This window comes from Paraglaciecola chathamensis S18K6, from assembly GCA_000314955.1.
Taxonomy (GTDB): Bacteria; Pseudomonadota; Gammaproteobacteria; order Enterobacterales; family Alteromonadaceae; genus Paraglaciecola; species Paraglaciecola chathamensis.
In genome coordinates this window covers 31,684-50,594 of record BAEM01000006.1, presented here as the reverse complement: position 1 = coordinate 50,594, position 18,911 = coordinate 31,684, and the positions used below count along the sequence as shown (strand labels likewise).

Below are 18,911 nucleotides of genomic sequence, written 5' to 3'. Positions count from 1 at the left end.
GTCTATGATGTAACACCTCTTTCTTATTCATACTCTTTGTACGCTCACAAAACGACTTAGGTATGAATATGCAGCCATCCTCCACCACACAAATTTGTAACGAATCAGCGCCTGACTGTAACTTGCCGTCACGTCGCGTGATTGCCAGTGCGCGGGGCGTAACCAAGCGCTTTAATGGTAAAACCGCCCTACATGATATCAATTTAGATATTTGTAGCGGTCAAGTGTTAGCCATTCTCGGTGCGAATGGCGCGGGTAAAACAACGTTAATTAATATATTGCTGGGACGATTAAATGTAGATGCTGGCGAGGTCAGCGTGTTTGGATATCCGGCTGGGTCCTTGCCAGCAAAACGCCGAGCAGGCGTGTTGTTACAAGTGGCCGCTTTGCCAGAAACACTAAAAATAAAAGAGCATATCCAGCTGTTTCAAAGCTACTACCCCCAGCCCATGGCATATCAAAAAGTAATTGAATACGCAGGTTTGCAAGAAATGCAGCATCGCTACTCTAAAAAATTGTCGGGCGGCGAGAAGCAGCGTCTGTTATTTGCCCTTAGTATTTGCGGTAACCCCAAACTATTGTTTTTAGATGAGCCAAGCGTTGGCATGGATGTAGAGGCTCGAAAAGGCCTGTGGCAAGCCATTTTGGACTTGAAAAAGTCTGGTACGGCGATAGTGCTGACAACCCACTATTTAGAAGAGGCCGATCGTTTAGCGGATGAGATAGTGTTGCTCAAGCAGGGCGAAATTATTCAGCGAGGCACAACAAGCCAGATAAAAGCCAGTGTTTCACACGCGATTGTGCGTTTTAGCGCGAATGATTCGGGTATCGATTATACCACTATTGCTGGCGTTGAGAGGGTAACGAGTAGCGGGAAATTTATTGAATTGGCTAGCAGTGACATTAACCAAACCTTGAAAGCCCTGCTAATTCTAGAGCCACAAGTACAAGACCTAACCGTTTCGAATATGGGCTTGGAAGACGCGTTTTTACACCTTAATCAACAAAATGCACACACCACTACCGGTGCGACTAATAAGCAAGGAGAGCAAGCATGAACAGCTCAAACTCAGTTTCTAATGTGTTAAACACGGGCTTAAACGCAGACATAAGCACAGCAGACGTGAACGACAAAATGGGTGCTAAGAAAATAGTGAAGTTGTATTACCTTGAAACCAAATTTGAGTGGTTAAAGAGTATTCGTAACCCTGCGTTTGCACTGCCAGCGACCTTGTTCCCCGCTATATTTTACTTATTTTTTGGTGTGCTAATGAATCAGCATAACCCGCAAGTCGCCACGTTTTTGCTATGTACTTATGGCACGTTTGGCGTGATTGGGCCTGCATTGTTTTCATTTGGCGCGGGGCTTGCCGTTGAGCGTGGGCAGGGTTGGTTAGATATTAAAGATGCTTCGCCTATGCCAAGTTCTGCACAAATTGTGAGTCGCCTTATTGTCTCGATGGGGTTTTCACTCATTGTGCTGGTGACCTTAGGATTCGTAGCGTTCGGGCTTACAGATGTGAGTTTATCCCTAGCACAGATATTACAGCTTTCGGGCATGCTTATTATCGGAGCACTTCCTTTTTGTTTGCTTGGCTTGACGCTAGGTTTGCTGCTAAAAGCACAGAGTGCCCCAGCAGTGGTTAATGTGATTTATTTACCGCTGTCGTTTCTTTCGGGGTTGTGGGTACCGATTTCCATGTTACCGACTTACCTACAGTCATTCGCTCATTTTTTGCCGCCATATCATTTGTCACAGCTTGCGCTTAAGGTGGTCAGTTTAGATGCTGGTGGTTCGGTTGCGCAGCATTTGTTGGTGCTCGTGGTATTCTCGGTATTGTTTTTCATTACTGCTGTACTTGCGTTTAAGAAAAAGACCGCTTGAGCGTCGTAGTTAGAATGCTAAAAAAGATCCATATAATAATATACCGCTAAGGATAAAGCTGACGTGATCAAGGTATTGAAAAAGTTGGATAAGTGGTTACTGCCTCGAAACTTAAGTGAGCCAATGACGCCTTACTTGTTATTGATTTACTTGCCCTTTTTCTTTGTGCCAGTCGCTATTTTCCATCAGCAACCTATCGACCTAGTATGGACAGCAATCGCGACCATAACCTTTTTAGTCGTGTACTTTCGTTGTTATTGGGCGCCTAACAGACAATACGTTTATCATGTACTGGCTATTGTATTGATAGGCAGCTTTGCGGCCTTAGTTAGCCCCACGGCGAATACATTTTTCATTTACGCTGGTGCAATGTGCAGTCGGTTATCATCGGTGAAATTCGCGGTGACCACCATCTTTGCCATTTTGATGTGGATGGCTGCACTAAGCTTTGTCTTTGATTTGAGTGTGTATTTTTATGTGCCTGGGTTAGCGTTTACCGCCATAATCGGACTGATGAATACCTACCAATATGCATTGCAACAGAACAAGCAAGCGTTGGTATTATCGCGTAAAGAAACTCAGCGGTTAGCCAAGGTAGCAGAGCGCGAACGCATCGCCAGAGACTTACATGATTTGATCGGCCATACGTTTTCCGTTATTACCCTAAAAGCTGATTTGGCAGGTCGCTTACTAGATAAAGATCTCAAAAAAGCACGAACCGAAATAAAGCAACTAGAAGACATCGCTCGAGATGCCCTAAGCCAAGTACGCGAAGTGGTATCTGGTTACCGCACCAGTGACCTGCTTAGTGAGCTGGCCAACGCGAAAGCCGTATTTGGCGGCGTCGATATTCATTTCAGCTATCATTTTGAAAATCTTGATGAGCAATCTATCGATGCTAACTCAGTCGCAAATAAAGCACTGGCGATAATACTGCGTGAACTCGTAACTAATATTCTTCGCCATGCCAACGCTGATAACGTTAATGCTAGCATCAATAAGCTCAATGAGCAGATAGTGCTGAGTGTTCATGACGATGGGCAAGGTTTTGAGCAAGGTAAACACAGCGGATTCGGTATCAAAGGCATCGAAGAGCGGGTAGAGCAACTCAATGGAACGCTACACATACAAAGTGGCGGTCACTTTACAGGCACTTTGTCCGAAGTTGGTTTGCCTATTAGTACGCTAAGCGTTGGTCAAACTTCGGCAGCAGGGGTAACTCATGATGAATAACAAGAAGGCAATCAACATCTTGCTGGCAGAAGATCAAACGATGTTGAGAAATGCATTGGCCACCATTCTGGATCTAGAAGACAACTTACAGGTGGTTCACAGCTGCGCCACGGGTAAATTGGCCCTTGAGTATATGCAGTCTGACGATGGTGTGAAGGTCGATATTGTACTTAGTGATATTGAAATGCCCGACATGACCGGTTTAGAGCTGGCGCAACATCTTTATGAGGCGAAAGCCCGAAGTAACACGATTATTTTGACCACTTTCGCCCGCAGCGGCTACTTGCGTCGCGCAATGGACTCGGGCGTAAAGGGTTATTTATTAAAAGACTCCCCCTCACATGAACTGATTGCGGCGATACATAAAGTTCACCAAGGCGGCGCTGCAATCGCACCGGAACTAATGGTGGGATCGTGGATGGAAAAAGACCCACTAACAGACAAAGAGCGCCGTGCGTTGCGTTTAGCCAAAGACGGGCTATCCACGGAAGATATTGCCAGCAAATTGTTTTTATCTACTGGCACGGTGCGTAATTATTTGTCATCTGCTTCTAATAAACTGAATGCCAAAAACAGGATTGAAGCTGCACGCATAGCCCATCAAAATGGCTGGTTGTAACTCGTTTGCGATGTTTATCTTTGACGAGCACTTTGCTGACTCTTCACTAGCCCTTCATTAACTATACGGCACACTCAAAAGTTACAAATTGTTAGTGCTGGTTGCCCCTGCTGTGGCTCAGCTGTTAGGTTAACAGGGAATTCTTGATGCAGGAGCAATTATGACGTCTAACAAGCATGATAAAACAGAACATGGCATTATGGACTTTGCAGCCTTAAAAACCGCTATTGCTAACGGTGAAGAACAGTCCGTTAGAGAGCTACTGCCCAGCGAGCCAATCCAAGAGTTGGAAAAAGGCTACTTGATTGATTTGGCCGAATTGAATAATGACCGCGCTATTATCGAGATACTGCAAGGCATACCGACCACGCGCTAACGTGCACCGCTAAACCTCCTTTACCATGCACTTGCGGCAGGCTTTTCATCCATCTGCAGGTGTTTCTTAGGTTGCTCCAAAGGTTACGCATCTCGTCGGTTTCATTGAGAAATAGGCGAGGGTAGCTGCCAAAACATTTATATTTTTCGAGCGCTATTGTGCTGATTCTGAATTGACCGCATATTAACCACATCTAATACCAATCCGCATTATTAACGTGGAATGGTATAATATGGAGTGTGGAATATGTTTCGAATACTACTATTTTTAGCCACTAACATTGCCGTCATGGTTTTGATTAGCTTGGTCTTTAGCTTGTTGGGGTTTCAAGGTTTACTGGCGCAAAACGGGGTTGATTTAGACCTGCAGGCTTTGCTTGTCTACTCGGCTGTGATTGGTTTTAGTGGCTCAATCATCTCATTGCTAATATCTAAATTCATGGCCAAGCGCAGTATGAATGTACACGTGCTTGAGCGCCCAGAGAACGATACCGAACGATGGTTGTTGCGCACAGTAGAGCGCCAAGCTGAACAAGCCAATATTGGCATGCCAGAGGTGGGCATATTCGTGCATGCAAGCCCTAACGCGTTTGCCACTGGCTGGAATAAAAACAATGCCTTAGTGGCCGTCAGCACTGGCTTATTAGAAAATATGACACAAAGCGAAGTGGAAGCGGTGCTCGCTCACGAAATTAGTCATGTTGCCAACGGTGATATGGTCACCATGACGTTAGTCCAAGGTGTACTGAATACGTTTGTGGTGTTTTTATCTCGGGTGATCGGCCACGTGGTTGACCGAGTTGTGTTTAAAGTTGAGCGAGGGCATGGCCCAGCGTTTTGGATTGTATCGATAATTAGCCAAGTGATATTGGGCATTTTAGCGTCGATGATCGTAATGTGGTTCTCACGTTATCGTGAGTTTAGAGCCGATGCAGGGGGCGCAAGCCTAGCTGGGCGCAGCAATATGATTGCAGCGCTTAAGCGTTTAAAGCAAAACCAAGACGCGCCGCCCATGCCAGAAGAAATGGCGGCATTCGCCATTAGTGCAGGTAAAGTGCAAAAGCTGTTTTCGAGCCATCCGCCACTTGAAAAACGCATTGAGGCGCTGCAAAAAAGCTAACCATTGCTTTGGCCAATTTGCACAAATGCGCGCACAGGGAAGGTGCCCACACCGGTAATTTTAGGCGGTACGGCATAAAAGCGTGCACCGCTAGTGGGGACTTTTTCTAAGTGGGTAAGGTGTTCGCAAATCAACACATTGTTTGCTAATAACAAGCTATGCACGGGGCGTTTTTGGCCTCGTGTATCGTCGATATTGTGTGAATCAATACCCACTAGTTTGGCACCGTTATCAAGCAACCACTGCGCCGCCTCTTCAGTCAAGTATGCATGGTTTTCAAAGTATTGCTCGCTGTTCCAGTGCTTGCTCCAATTGGTATTGATAAGCACTGCTTTACCCGCTACATCCGCATCTTTGAAAAAGCGCATATTAACTTCAATGCTATCTCTTGCATCAATGACCACCACTGGTAAGTCGGCTAACAATGCTAACGACACTTGAGCTAGGTCGTCACCATCGGCGGCAAAATGAAAAGGCGTGTCGATATACGTTCCTGTATTACTGACCATCTCAATTTTGCCAATTTGCACTTGGTAATCATCACCGTACACCTTCTTCGACTCTTCACGGCTAAGGTAATCGCACATGACTGGAGCGGGCAAACCTTTGTATGTGCGCAAGCCATCATATATGCGGTGGCTCAAATCGATAAAGGTACGTTTGCTTGGTTGAACGTCTGACAAAATGGCTCCTTAGTCTGGGGGAATATAGAAGATAGCGTGGGCACAACTTAGCATTAATTTGGGTTTTTGAAGCAAAATTCTTTATACTCCGCGCGAAATACATCTCTTAGAACAACAGGCAGTAACGTGAAAAAAGTAGACGTAATCGTCATAGGTGCAGGTGCCGCAGGCTTGTTTTGTGCCGCGCAAGCGGGAAAGCGCGGGCGTAGTGTTGCTGTGCTTGACCACGCCAAACGAATTGGTGGCAAAATTCTGATGTCTGGTGGTGGTCGCTGCAATTTCACCAATATGTATGCTTCTCACGAAAACTTCCTGTGTGATAACAAACACTTTTGTAAATCAGCGCTAAGCCAATACACTCAGTGGGATTTTATCAGCTTGGTTGCCGAGTATGGCATTGCCTATCACGAGAAAACGCTAGGCCAACTATTTTGTGACGATAGCGCGAAAGACATACTCAGCATGTTACTCAGCGAATGTGACAAAGCAGGCGCCACAGTGACAAACCAATGTGACGTACTGCAAATAGAAAAAGGTGATAGCGGTTTTACCTTGCAGACCAGTAAAGGCGAGTATCAATGTGAGTCGTTAGTTATTGCCACTGGCGGGCTGTCGATGCCGAAACTGGGAGCCAGTCCTTTCGGTTATAAAGTCGCTGAGCAATTTGGTTTAACGGTGAAACCCACTCGCGCAGGCCTAGTGCCTTTCACTCTGCACGAGCAAGACAAAAACGTATTAGCCGAGCTAAGCGGGATCTCCCTCGACGCCAGTGCCAGCTGCAACGACACCAGCTTCAACGAGAACATTCTATTTACCCACAGAGGCTTAAGTGGCCCCGCGGTACTGCAAATATCATCTTTTTGGGAGCCAGGGCAAGCAGTCGAGTTTGACTTATACCCAAATGGTGATTTGTATGAACAATTACACAAAGCTCAGCAAAGTCAGCCAGATGTATTGCTCAGTAATGCCCTCGCAGCTTTTTACCCTAAACGTTATGTACAAACCGTGTTGCCCTATTTGGGCATTGAGAACAAACCCTTAAAACAATACCAAGGCAAGAGCCTGAATGAGGTTGCACAGGCCTTTCACCAATGGCAGTTAAAACCCAACGGCACCGAAGGCTATCGCACCGCAGAAGTTACACTAGGCGGCGTTGACACCGATTTTCTATCCTCTAAAACCATGGAAGCCAAAGATGTGAAAGGGCTATATTTCATCGGCGAAGTGATGGATGTTACCGGCTGGCTAGGGGGCTATAACTTCCAATGGGCTTGGTCGTCAGGGTATGTAGCCGGGCAAGTGGTTTGATTGTCCATAGACAATAAAGATTGTCCATAGACAATAAAGGTTGTCCATATGAGGAGTTATTACAATAAAGTGTGTCCACTTACTCGATATATACAATAAAGTTTGTCCTTTTAGCTGGCTTACCCTATTCTACGATTAATTTTTAATTATTTAGTCGTGGCTTTATGGCAAAACGCAAGTTAGAAACCTTTGCTGATTACAACCGAGCATTAAAAAACAAATATGGGATTGGTGAATACGAATCGTATAAACCATGGCTAAGAGTTCAAGATGTAACATCCAAAGGAGTGCGCTCCCAAATTCCAGGGATCAAATCTAAGCGAAAGCATCATTTCATGTCGTTGATTGAAACTGAGTTGTTTTATTTAGCTGAATTCAGTGATTCGGTTGTCGATATTCGGGAGCAATTCCCTCTTCTCCCTATTAATTTCTCAATTAAAATCGCCAAATCATTGGACATCAAACATCCGGCACATCCGGTAAGTAAAGAACCCATAATAATCACGACCGATTTATTGCTTACTCGTAAAATTAATAATGTAATAGTTTATGAAGCGTTTTCTGTGAAACCTGAGGATGATTCAGGTGATCATCGGGTTATTGAAAAAGTTGAAATAGAGCGTCTGTGGTGGGAGCTATTGGGTGTTAAATTCCACTATTATACTGGTAACCATGTTACTGCTATTCAAAGTAAAAACATCAAGTGGGCGACTCACAGTATACGGTCTGATATACCAACCTTTTCCGATGATTATATATCAGCAAGTTTACAATTTGTTCCAATAGGCAAAGTGTTTATTAAAGATATCTGTAACGACTTTATAAAGTATCTGGAAATTAAACCAGAAAATGCTTTAGAACTGTTGAGAAGCTTAATTGGCTATAGGTATGTAAGCGTCAATTTATGCAGGCAATTAGAGCGTGATGATATTATTGAAATTTATTCGAAAGCAAATTTTGATCTAGGTATCGCGCATGGAAATTCTTAGGAATAGTGTTTGGGATATAAAAAGCTTTGATGGTGTCGAGCCTGGCTTGTGGCGAATTCTGTTAGCTGACGAAGGACATAATTTCACTATCATATACCCGATTAATGATTCTAAAGAGGAAAAACGACCTTTATTGATTGATTTTGATACCTTCAAGCACGCCATAAGTGAGCACTACATTTTCAAAGGAAATTTCAAACTACCAGTATATATGTTGAAGGATGACACAGAAATAAGTGAGCGACATATTGAAATGAGAGATGCAAATTATGCGTTGATCAAAGACTTAGTGCATGATCAAGATCTTCTTATTGAGTTGTCCACAGTCAAGCGAGTAAATAGTGTTGGTCGCCATGCCGAGAAGGTGGGCGTAGGTGTAAGAAAGATCCACCGCTTACTCAAACAATTTTACAAGTTTGGTCAAACCCGAAATGCTCTTTTACCTGCTTATAGTGCTTGCGGAGGGGTTGGTAAAACAAAGGTTGTGAAAACTACACCTTTAGGTGCTCCCAAAAAATCAAGAACGCTAACAATAGAGAAAGCAAGTAACTTCATCGTAACTGATGATGATAAGGAAAAGTTTCGTAAAATTCTTAAAAAACATTATTTCAAAGCTCATGGAAAACCGCTCTCAGATACATACAAGGAAATGTTAAGAACTTACTATTCTGATGAAATTAAAATGGCAAATGCACTAGGAAACGTACCTCGCGTGCCAAGCTTGAGACAGTTAAGCTATTGGAAGCGAAAACTATTTAGTGATGCAGAATCAATTAGGTTAACAACCACTGAGCGAGATTATTTGCTTAATCGAAGGGGGGTGATGGGAAGCGCAAGCTCTAAGTGGTCAGTACCTGGCGATTGTTTTGAAATTGACGCTACAGTTGCTGATGCTCATATAGTATCAGAATGGTCATCAAATTTGATTCTCGGTCGCCCTACTATTTACTCTATCGTAGACAGAGCAAGCGGGGCTATATGTGGAATAAACGTATCTTTGTTCTATGCATCATGGCGAGCAGCCCGACAAGCACTTGCTAACGCTTTCCTACCCAAAGTTTCTTACTGCAAGGAATTTGGCATTGATATTCAAGATAGCGATTGGCCGATTCATCATATTCCACTTACGCTAATGTGTGACAATGGAGAAATGATAGGTCTCCAGCCGCAAAAGCTAGTTGTACCCTTGACTGAATTACAGCTATCACCACCCTATAGACCAGATTTTAAATCATTTGTAGAGAATCGATTTGGCCTTATTAACAAGGAATTAATTCATGACCTATTAGGAACAACGCGTGGTGGCAAAGTGGTACGCGGTGATAAAGATCCTCGAAAAGATGCTATTTATACTCTAAAAGATTTCACAAAACTGCTGATTGACGCTGTTCTTGAGCTTAATAGATCAAAATACGATAGATTGGCTGAGTCGAGTCCTCTAATAATAAAACACGATCTAGCCCCCACCCCTATCAACTTTTGGAAAATAAATGTTTTGAATCATAAACACTCATTGCAAATAGCTAACGAGAGTGAGGTTATTAGCCGGATGTATCCGCTTGCGAAGGCGACAATGACCGAACGAGGTATTGAATTTAATGGGCTTTATTACTCTTGTGACCGAGTAGTTAAGGACAATCTAGCGGCAATTGCTAGGACTAACGGGAGTTGGAAGCTTGATGCTCGCATCAATGAAAATACAACAAATTATATGTATGTAAGGTTCAATAAAAATGATGACTTTGTTAGATGCAATCTTCTCCCGCGAAGCAATATGTTCGAGAATAAGCTTATGTATGAAGTGGAAGTATTTCAAGATTGGCGCGAGCAAAAAGAGGCTGAAACACCTATATCTGTAGAATCTATTGATGCCAGCAAGTTTCGTAAAGACAAGGAAAAGTCAGCAAAAGCTAATATTCCGGAGGAATCAGCGCCCTTTTCTCATCGCGTTGCAAATATTCGCGAAAATAGAAGAAATGAAATTAAAAATACTACCAACGCAATTGATGAAAATAACGTCAACGAATTACCACCATCACCAATAACTGTTTTACCAAAAGGGAAACCAGTATCGTTGCCTCGCAGGCCTAAAGGTAGATAGTGAATATAGAAAAAGCAAATTACCAAGAAGCAATACTTCCTGAGCACAAGGGGAATCCATGGATAGAGGCTTTACCTAAAAAAGTAGGTACAGATAAGATCATGGATAAATTTAGCAACTATCCCGAGCTAGATGTTCATGTCCGTGAAGACGCTGATCCCCTAGTTAGAGCTGAATATACAATTCGACTTAAAGCACTTCGTCAACCACTCCCACTTTATGCAGAGGTTTTCAGAGCTATTGAAACGACGTTAAAGGATGGCTATTCATCTAAAAATCCGTTTACACCAACAACAGCTCAATATCTTCATTATCCATCTGACAAACGCCCCCAAATTGCCCCTAAAACTGGTTATTTTGTGTCGAAAGCAGAATGTATAACCCTTATTGGCGATAGTGGTGTTGGAAAGACTAGTATGCTAGAGCAGGTACTCAACTATTTTCCAACTGTTATAATGCACGACAATTATCACGGCAAAAAAATGGAATATCAGCGTCAGATTGTATGGATAAAAGTTGATTGCCCAAATAATTCGAGTGTTCGTGACCTTTGTAAGAAAATACTTGTCTGCATAGACAATATTGTCCAAGAGGGTAAAACAAAACCGGCAACGAAAATAGAGGATTTGACTGACCAAATAGAACAAAAAATTAAGGTGAACTTCTTGGGCATGCTTGTTATAGACGAAGTGCAAAGACTCACATTCAAAAAAACGGGAGGAGAAAATAACCTGCTTAATTTTATACATACGCTGGTCAACAAGTTAGGAATACCCATGCTCTTTTGTGCTAATCCTCCATTTGATAACACGTTAGCTAAAGTACTCAAAGCTGCGAGAAGAGCTGAAGGTGGTGGCTACTTTATTATGAAACAGCTAGCTAGAGACAGTCAGGAATGGGATTGTTTTATAGAAGAGTTATGGGATTTGCATTGGACTAATGTAACGACAGAATTGACTGAAGAACTTAACAATACAATTTTTGAGCTTTCTGTAGGCAATCTAGATATGGCACATCGTATCTACAGGGCAGCGCAACGTTTAGTCATCGGTTCAGGTGATGAACGAATTACAGATGGAGTTCTTCGTCAGGCTGCCCTAAGCGCTCTTGGTCTATCATCAAGAACAAAAGAGGTGATAGATTTACGAGCTGAAATTACAATGCCGCGCCGCAACCGTCAAGCTACCAACAATGCGGTTATTGATAGTGAAGCTAATGTTAATATCAAAACTCATTCTATAGCAGATATAACAAGACCTCAGCACCCTGAATTCTCTAAAAAGTTAATAGAGTTAGCTTCCTGTGTTGATCTTATATCTCGCATAGATGACCCAGATCTATTGAGACGAGGAGTGGACGAGGACGATGCCAACGAATATTTTCGCAGTATTGGCATCCTTTGCGACGATCCACTAAAGCAACTTGCATGATGCGGAGTTCGAGAATGTTGACCAATGCGGTTGCCAAGTGGATATCCTGATGAGTCGTTCTACAGCAGGATAATACGCAGCATTACTTTGACAGGTAAACCTGTTGAGCAATTTTTGTATGAAAATTTTAATAAAAATCGGGTTTCAATTCATCCTTACTTAAATGCCGGTATTAGATTTACCTCTAATCTTTCGTTGAGTGATATCGAACACATACAACAGCAACAAACTCTATTAAAGCTTTTTGTATATTATTTACCCACTCGCTCACCAGCTATTATCAACGCATTTCTACAAGGAGATTGTAATGCTCTATTGCGAGCATGTAATCTAGCAAGCTTCAATGAAACGGAAGAGTTAGCAGTAAAATATTGTCCAGCATGCGCTAAAGAGGACATTTATGAGCATGGTGTTAACTATTGGCACATTTCTCATCAAATACCAGGGGTTGAATCATGCAGCAAGCATCCTGTGATATTGAATAGGTTGAAGCTGCCAGCAAGAGTACATATTGCTCCTTCTTTTCTACCACCTCATAATATGGATGCGACCCATGCAAATGATACAATGTTTGCATTTGCTAAACACACTAAGCAATTCATATTTGATGAATTAGCAACAACAGAGTGCTTCAATTTACCAAAGCTAAGAGAATTATTGTGTAAAACTGGCTATATGCTTCGGTCGGGAACGATTAAAAATAAGAAATTAACAACTGATTTGAGGATGTTAGCCGAAGAACTTAATTTACCAAATGATGTTATTTCACCATTAAAAACAGCAAAAAATAATTATGTTTATCATTTGCTAAATGGAAAATTCACTCAGCATCCGTTCAAATATCTATTAATTTCATTTCTATTAGATGGGTACTCAAACAAAAGATACTTTCCTAAGACTGTTGGTAAAAAAATAGATCATCCAACATCTGAATGCCTAGATCTGTTAAGAAAAGGTATGCCGATTCTGCAAATACACCGACTAACAGGCATGAGCAGGTGTTTTATCAAACATCTGGCGTTATATAATAAGATAGAGATTAAGCGGATCCCTCGTACTATTGATGATTCGGTGATTAAACAAGTATTAAATTATGCATATCGAGGGTTCCATAGAAATTATATCGCTTACAAAACGGATATCTCCGTCGGAAGTGTTGAGCAAATCATATCTTCTGAGCCTGGATTAGTTCAAAAGAGAAGACGCTACAAATTTGAGTCAAAACGTAGGCGCAACAGGTTGGAAATATTACGCTGTATACAGCGACAACCAAAAGCTATCAAACAAGAAATCAAAAATCAGTGTTACTCGGCATTCCATTGGTTATATCGAAATGATAAAAGCTGGTTAAATAGCACGATGCCTGCACCACTGAAAAATAAGTTTCACTGGAAGGTTGATTGGCCAGAGCGAGACATTTCTCTAGCAGAGAAAGTTTCGGCAATATTAATGAGTAAGAATGACGCCATTTCACTCAGTAAGATCGATGAAGAAATTGGTAGTCACGGTTGGTTATTGAAGGGTAAGAAAAAGTTGCCGTTAACCATGAATGTGATTAATAAATATATGAATAAAGAGTGAGGTGACTTTTACTTGAAACTAATACAAGGAGATGAATCAGTTCAGAGTTTTATATTCCGAGTACTAATGATCAATGGAGAAAGCGACTTTACTGGATTAATTAATCAACATGGAAAGTGGAGAGCCTATCCTTTTGTTAAATCCATTCAGTCCGGCAACTTTAAGCATTACGATAAAGAGGAATTGCTTGATACCCTGCAACGTTCAGGTATCGCCAAGCCTCTTGCTGGCATGTTTTCAAACCCTGTTTCTCACTTTGAAATAGTCTCTTCCGTGTTTAGACATGGAATTCAAAACTATAGTATGCAAACTCAAAATGCTTTTCTCAGTATCAATTTCTGTAGAGATTGCATAGCGATTGACTTGAGAAATTTGGGCTTTGGCTATTTCCGTGCAGCTTGGTTAAATGAGAAATACTGTCTCCACCACAAAAAAGCTCTATTCACTCTAACCACCGCAAATTTAAGAAGCTCAGTATCAAACCTAAAAGAAATGCTACGTGGTGAAATTGTGACCGAATGTCAACAGTATGACATTGATGGTGAACCGGACTGTTTCAGTCGTAATGTTGCTGAAGAAAAGATTAAGTTTGCTCCGTGCATGCAAAAACCATTACTTCATTGGCTAAGGAAAAGCTGTAATGAATTGGACGGAAATACACCGCCGTCTCAGCACATTTCCTCACTATTAAAGAGAAAAACAGGCTTGTATGAAGAAGTTAATGATGTGCAGTTATCTAGCATTTGCAAAATGACTAGAGACAATCACCCAGAAAAATTTGAAGATTTTGTTAACAAAATATCTGACCAGATTTATACTTATTTGAAAGTCGATGAGCATGTATTTACTAGCAAGCAAAGGGTAGTTAAAGATCGAAATTGCTCTACGTGTATCTTACAAAGTGAAGGCTATCAATGCTCAGAAACTAAAATTATTAAGTTAGTAAAATTAAGGGAAAATCGCGAAACTTTCCAAGAAAACCCTTGTGATTACTACCTCACTAATAAGAGACCCTATTATATTGACCACCCAGTTTCAAACAGAAAGGATGTCGATGATGATGTATGGGCAATATTTGCTAAAACTGAGAAGGACTAGAATAATCGCTAAACCACCTTTTAACAGAAGACTGTCATTTCTTAATTTTTTTTGAATTTGATTTATTCGCATCATTATAACTTATGGCTACACTCGATAGACTGCGATTTCCGGCAACTTTCTGCGCAACGATAACACCATGAGTTTCAAGAACGTTTGTAACTAAACCTCTCCTTCCACTATTTGATGTAGCTTTTGAAATGCCAGCCCAGTCTTTCAATATGAGAGCCATATGCTCTTGAAGAGTGTTAGGTGAGTAAGCTCCGCCTTTTTGCGAAACAAAAAGCGGATCCGTATTCTTTAAAAAAGGGCTACTCGCTAGCCTTTGTTTTAAATATATATTTAGCGCTCTTACTAGGCTTATCTCAGATAAAGGAAGCAACCTCGGTGTTGAAGACTTTTTCTTCACCGCTGGATAAAAATCAGTAGGGTCAACTGTTATATCGGATTTAACTAAAGAAACTACGTTTTCTATAGTCGCATTAAACTCACTAATAGTGAAAGTCAGACTCTTTCTTGTATATTTACTGCGAGAGCGATTTTCAGGTGTAGCTCGGGGTGCAATACGAAGTTCTTTTCGTAAGGTTAATGCTCGTTTGTTTAATCCGTCATTACCCTCTAATATTGCTATATCGTTGATTCTTATAGCTACAATTTCTTGAGCTTTTAAGCCTAAATGTTTACTCAATTTCATTATGGCAGTGTTTTTTTCTGGATGCCGATTCTTTAATATTGCGTTAAAAACTCTCTCCCAGTCCTCTTCAGAGAGAACGCTAGCCCTGCCTCGTATAGCCATATTATAAATATCCGCCAGTCATGGGTCGCTGGTTCAAAATACGTCAGCCAAATTTCAAAATGATAAAATTTGAACATCTTGGAATTTGAGACCTGAAAAACAGTTTGATTATGCATTTCATTAATCTAAAAATCCACACGCGAAAATGAGAAGTTACACGGGTTAATTTTTTAAGGAGATTTACAGTTAACACTTCGTTTATTCGTTTTGTGTGATTCATAGAGATCGTTTCAATTTCGCGACCTCAAGATCATGTTTGTAGTTGCCATCCTGAAAACGCTTGTTGGACTTTTTATAACTAGCTGCTACTTCCTATTCATGAGGCTTTTAGTAGAAACAGAAAAGTATCTTTCCATGAGCATTTTTCCAAATTGACTACTGTGTGGACGCTCACAATTTTAATAGCGCCGCCATTCTGCCAATTGCTCATCCAGGTCTTTGCTTTAACCTCATTGCATAGTGAGGGGATGTCTGGGATCACGCAGTATAAACACTTTGCCCTTGCCCAGGATATTTTTCAAAAATATGCATATAAACTTCGCTACAGGTTTTAGGCCATAAGTCATCATCGTATGATTCAGGTAAGTTATCTAATACTTCCTCAATCATATTTTTAACTCTGGCTTTGGTACGCTGTTTTTTACGCCAATCAATAACCAACATTTCCTGCATTTTTTCAGTCAATTCCTTAGCTATTTCTTTAACTTGGGTACGCTCTTTGTCAGTAAGTGGTGCATCTTGAATCATCAAGTCGTACACCGCTAACTCTTCTTCACTTAAGCCTTCACGTACTGTACGTTTATCTTCGTGTTCCAATTCATTGATAAACTCTTTCAAGCGATTAAAGAATTCTTCAGCCGTATAAGCGCCTAGATTATATTGCTCAACTAAGTCTAAGAATTTTTGCTGTAAATCTTGTCGGCTTTTGTTCTTTAGCACCATTGGCTGTAACTTGCGTTCAATCAGGTTTTTTAAACGCTCTGCATCAGACTGTTTAGGTTTTTCAACTTTGGCAACCATAGTTGCTAGCGCATCAAAATCTATATCGGCAATATTAATAGGCTCGGGTAAGTTACTCTTAATCTCAATGGTAGATATGGATTCATCAAGCAATTCATTCACTTGATTTCGTACAACATCAAGTACATCTTCATCATCAATTGATAAACCCGACTTCAAACGCATTTGAGAATAAATAATATTAATCGCGATTCGATAAGGCACGTATTGATTTGCACTATCATCTGGCATTATCGCTTTAAATATGCGGTTTATTTGGCGAAGAAATGCGGTAAATTCATCTTTATTTTTGGGCTCTAATAAAATTTCACTGGCGTTATCTAATAAAGAAAGTTTGGTAAAACCATCAGCTGGTGCTGAAACAATACCCGCTAAATCTATATTTTTTGAATTTAAGAAGACCTGTAATTCACCAATGGCAATTCCGAGAGCTGCTACTAACTCAGATTTATCTTTCGCTGGGCTGTCTACTTGGTAGCCAGGGTTACCTTCTGCTACACCGCCACCGTATAGGCCTAATGCTTGTTGAAGAGAGCTAAAGATATTGATGTAATCAACAATTTGGCCAGCCGATTTACCTTCATAAACACGGTTAGCGCGAGCAATGGTTTGCATTAACGTATGACTTTTTAATGGTTTGTCTAAATAAAGCGTAGAAACCGCTGGTGCATCAAAGCCGGTTAACCACATAGCGCAAACAAACACGATCCTTAAGTTATCTTGGGGATCTTTAAACTTCTCATCAATTTTTTCTTTCAAAAAGCGTTCACGATGTGGCTTGTAATTAAGACCTTTCTTAGCCATTCGTTCATCATCATTTTGCCCACCTGATACAACAACAGCCATATCAATTGATGTCATATGCTCTATTTGGAAATTAAGCTTATTTAAACGACTCCCTTTAGCTACTTTAGCTTGCGCTTTTAAGCTAGTTAACTTGGTTTTCCAAGCATCCTGAACCTTGTCATACATTTTTATCGTGGTTGCTTTATCAATAGACACAACCATGGCTTTGCCTAGCATGCCATCAGAAAAGGGAGCGCGATTAATATAATGTTCGACCAAGTCTTTAGCGACCGTTTCTAAGCGGTCATCGCGTGTAATGATGTGATACGCTTTAGAAAATTCCGTTTCTAAACGAGTTTCTTGTTCTTCGGTTAAATCGGCTTCATCTAATATTTCAGCTATTTCATCACCAATATTTTCATTCGCTAATGAAACTTCTGGCACTCGGTTTTCATAATACAAGGGTAACGTTGCACCATCATCAACCGCATCTGAAAAATTATATATACTGATGTAATCACCAAACACTTCTTGTGTTTTAGCCTCTCCTGCAAGCAACGGAGTGCCCGTAAATGCCATAAACGAGGCATTAGGCATAGCATTACGCATATTCATCGCTAAAGAGTCGTATTGGCTTCTGTGGGCTTCGTCAGTGATAACAATAATGTCGTCGCGTTCAGATAAAACCGGATAATTGCCTTTTTCATCCCCTTTAAACTTCTGGATTAAGGTAAATACAAAGCGGTGATCTTCACCAAGTAGTAACTTTAATTGTACGCCAGAATCTGCTTGGCAGTTTTCTGTAACAATACCGGCAGAATTAAAGGTTTTATAAATTTGATCATCAAGGTCTGTTCTGTCGGTAACTAAAACAAACGTCCAGTTACCGGTATATTTACGGAAGGCTTTTTTACAGAAGAAGACCATAGAAAAGCTTTTACCGCTGCCTTGGGTATGCCAGAACACTCCCAGTTGGCCTGCACTTTCAGAACTAGCTCGTTGCTTTACATTCGTTAAGCCCGACAACGCTTGGTTAACACCAAGGTATTGATGATACTTCGCAATGATTTTAATCGTCTGTTTCGTTTTCACAAACAGAACGTAGTTTTCAATAATGTCAAGTAAGCGGTTTTGCTCACACACGCCTCGAATAACAACCTCTAAACTTACTCTACGTTCTTCAGACTCACTTTCTATTTTCTTCCACTCAGCAAAATGCTCCCATTGGCTTGATATAGAACCAACCTTCGATTGCACGCCGTTTGATAGCAGAATTAATTGATTGAAGGTAAATAGTTGAGGGATGGTTTTACGATAATCAGCAAGATTATCTTTGTAAGCTGTTAACAGATTTTTATGGCTTGCTTTTAGCTCAACAAATACAAAGGGAATTCCATTAACAAACCCCAGTAAATCAGGGCGACGGGTTTCAATCTCGCCAGTTATGCTCATTTGACTACATAGCAAAAAATCATTCTCAGAAGCGTTAGTCCAATCAACATAACGAACAACGCAATCTTCTTCATCTACAGCGTTAGTTGTGTACACGTAGCCGTTAGTAAGTAACTCATAAACTTCTTCATTGGCTGATATTGCCGTCATTACGCTTCTATCACGCGCTATTTCATCAATGGCTTCTTGAATGATTAAATGGCTAATATCTGGATTAAGCTTGATAAGTGCAGCTTTCAGTCTTGCAAATAAAACCACATCATTTCGGGTTTCTCTACCAAAAAACAACGGGTTATTAGCCAAATATTCATCATTTTCTAAGTCAAAAGTAGAGCCAAAAACCTCATCCCAACAAGTAACAGTTTCCCAATTTAATTCTGAAAATAACTGTATTGCAGGTTGTTCTACTAAAGCATCTTCCGTGTATGCCATCTA

Annotated in this window: 15 protein-coding genes; 12 read left to right on the top strand and 3 right to left on the bottom strand. The window is 41.0% G+C overall.

Annotation, left to right across the window (positions count from 1 at the left end):
* Positions 1-68: 68 nt before the first annotated feature.
* From GCHA_RS01470 to htpX, 6 genes are all read left to right on the top strand, one after another.
* A complete protein-coding gene (locus tag GCHA_RS01470) occupies positions 69-1,058 on the top strand; it encodes an ABC transporter ATP-binding protein (RefSeq protein ID WP_007984274.1) in 990 nt (329 codons plus the stop codon).
* Positions 1,055-1,885, top strand: coding sequence for an ABC transporter permease (locus GCHA_RS01465; RefSeq protein ID WP_007984271.1), 831 nt, complete (start codon positions 1,055-1,057; stop codon positions 1,883-1,885). The genes GCHA_RS01470 and GCHA_RS01465 overlap by 4 nt, the downstream gene beginning before the upstream one ends.
* Positions 1,886-1,948: 63 nt before the next feature.
* Complete coding sequence (locus GCHA_RS01460; protein ID WP_007984269.1) at positions 1,949-3,118, top strand: sensor histidine kinase; 1,170 nt, start codon at positions 1,949-1,951, stop codon at positions 3,116-3,118.
* Positions 3,111-3,737, top strand: a complete 627-nt coding sequence (locus GCHA_RS01455) for a response regulator transcription factor (RefSeq protein ID WP_007984268.1) — start codon at positions 3,111-3,113, stop codon at positions 3,735-3,737. The genes GCHA_RS01460 and GCHA_RS01455 overlap by 8 nt, the downstream gene beginning before the upstream one ends.
* A 160-nt stretch (positions 3,738-3,897) precedes the next feature.
* The gene (locus GCHA_RS01450; RefSeq protein WP_007984266.1) at positions 3,898-4,113 is read left to right on the top strand and encodes a hypothetical protein; all 216 of its coding nucleotides are present in this window, start codon (positions 3,898-3,900) and stop codon (positions 4,111-4,113) included.
* Positions 4,114-4,359: 246 nt separating this feature from the next.
* Complete coding sequence (htpX, locus tag GCHA_RS01445) at positions 4,360-5,232, top strand: protease HtpX (protein ID WP_007984264.1); 873 nt, start codon at positions 4,360-4,362, stop codon at positions 5,230-5,232.
* Here htpX and GCHA_RS01440 read toward each other — a convergent pair.
* Positions 5,229-5,915 (bottom strand): cyclase family protein, encoded by a 687-nt coding sequence (locus tag GCHA_RS01440; RefSeq protein WP_007984263.1) that lies wholly within the window; start codon positions 5,913-5,915, stop codon positions 5,229-5,231. The two genes, htpX and GCHA_RS01440, sit on opposite strands and share 4 nt — an antisense overlap.
* Positions 5,916-6,041: 126 nt before the next feature.
* Here GCHA_RS01440 and GCHA_RS01435 point away from each other — a divergent pair, with 126 nt between their 5' ends.
* The 6 genes from GCHA_RS01435 (at position 6,042) to GCHA_RS01410 (ending at position 14,422) form a co-directional block, all read left to right on the top strand.
* Positions 6,042-7,223, top strand: a complete 1,182-nt coding sequence (locus tag GCHA_RS01435) for a BaiN/RdsA family NAD(P)/FAD-dependent oxidoreductase (RefSeq protein ID WP_007984261.1) — start codon at positions 6,042-6,044, stop codon at positions 7,221-7,223.
* Between the two features lie 164 nt (positions 7,224-7,387).
* Positions 7,388-8,212, top strand: a complete 825-nt coding sequence (locus GCHA_RS01430) for a TnsA endonuclease N-terminal domain-containing protein (protein ID WP_007984259.1) — start codon at positions 7,388-7,390, stop codon at positions 8,210-8,212.
* Entirely contained in the window at positions 8,199-10,313 is a 2,115-nt protein-coding gene (locus GCHA_RS01425; protein ID WP_007984257.1) for a TnsB C-terminal domain-containing protein, read from the top strand. Before GCHA_RS01430 ends, GCHA_RS01425 begins: the two co-directional genes overlap by 14 nt.
* On the top strand, positions 10,313-11,743 hold the full coding sequence (locus GCHA_RS01420; protein WP_007984255.1) for an ATP-binding protein: 1,431 nt from the start codon (positions 10,313-10,315) through the stop codon (positions 11,741-11,743). The genes GCHA_RS01425 and GCHA_RS01420 overlap by 1 nt, the downstream gene beginning before the upstream one ends.
* 24 nt (positions 11,744-11,767) lie before the next feature.
* On the top strand, positions 11,768-13,324 hold the full coding sequence (locus tag GCHA_RS01415) for a TnsD family Tn7-like transposition protein (protein WP_007984253.1): 1,557 nt from the start codon (positions 11,768-11,770) through the stop codon (positions 13,322-13,324).
* A gap of 12 nt (positions 13,325-13,336) precedes the next feature.
* Positions 13,337-14,422: a hypothetical protein gene (locus GCHA_RS01410; protein ID WP_007984251.1), complete on the top strand. Its 1,086-nt coding sequence runs from the start codon at positions 13,337-13,339 to the stop codon at positions 14,420-14,422.
* 34 nt (positions 14,423-14,456) lie between these two features.
* Here GCHA_RS01410 and GCHA_RS01405 read toward each other — a convergent pair whose 3' ends face one another.
* Both GCHA_RS01405 and GCHA_RS01400 read right to left on the bottom strand, forming a co-directional pair.
* Positions 14,457-15,218 (bottom strand): site-specific integrase, encoded by a 762-nt coding sequence (locus GCHA_RS01405; RefSeq protein WP_007984250.1) that lies wholly within the window; start codon positions 15,216-15,218, stop codon positions 14,457-14,459.
* Between the two features lie 477 nt (positions 15,219-15,695).
* Positions 15,696-18,908 (bottom strand): type I restriction endonuclease subunit R, encoded by a 3,213-nt coding sequence (locus GCHA_RS01400; RefSeq protein ID WP_007984248.1) that lies wholly within the window; start codon positions 18,906-18,908, stop codon positions 15,696-15,698.
* Positions 18,909-18,911 lie beyond the last annotated feature (3 nt).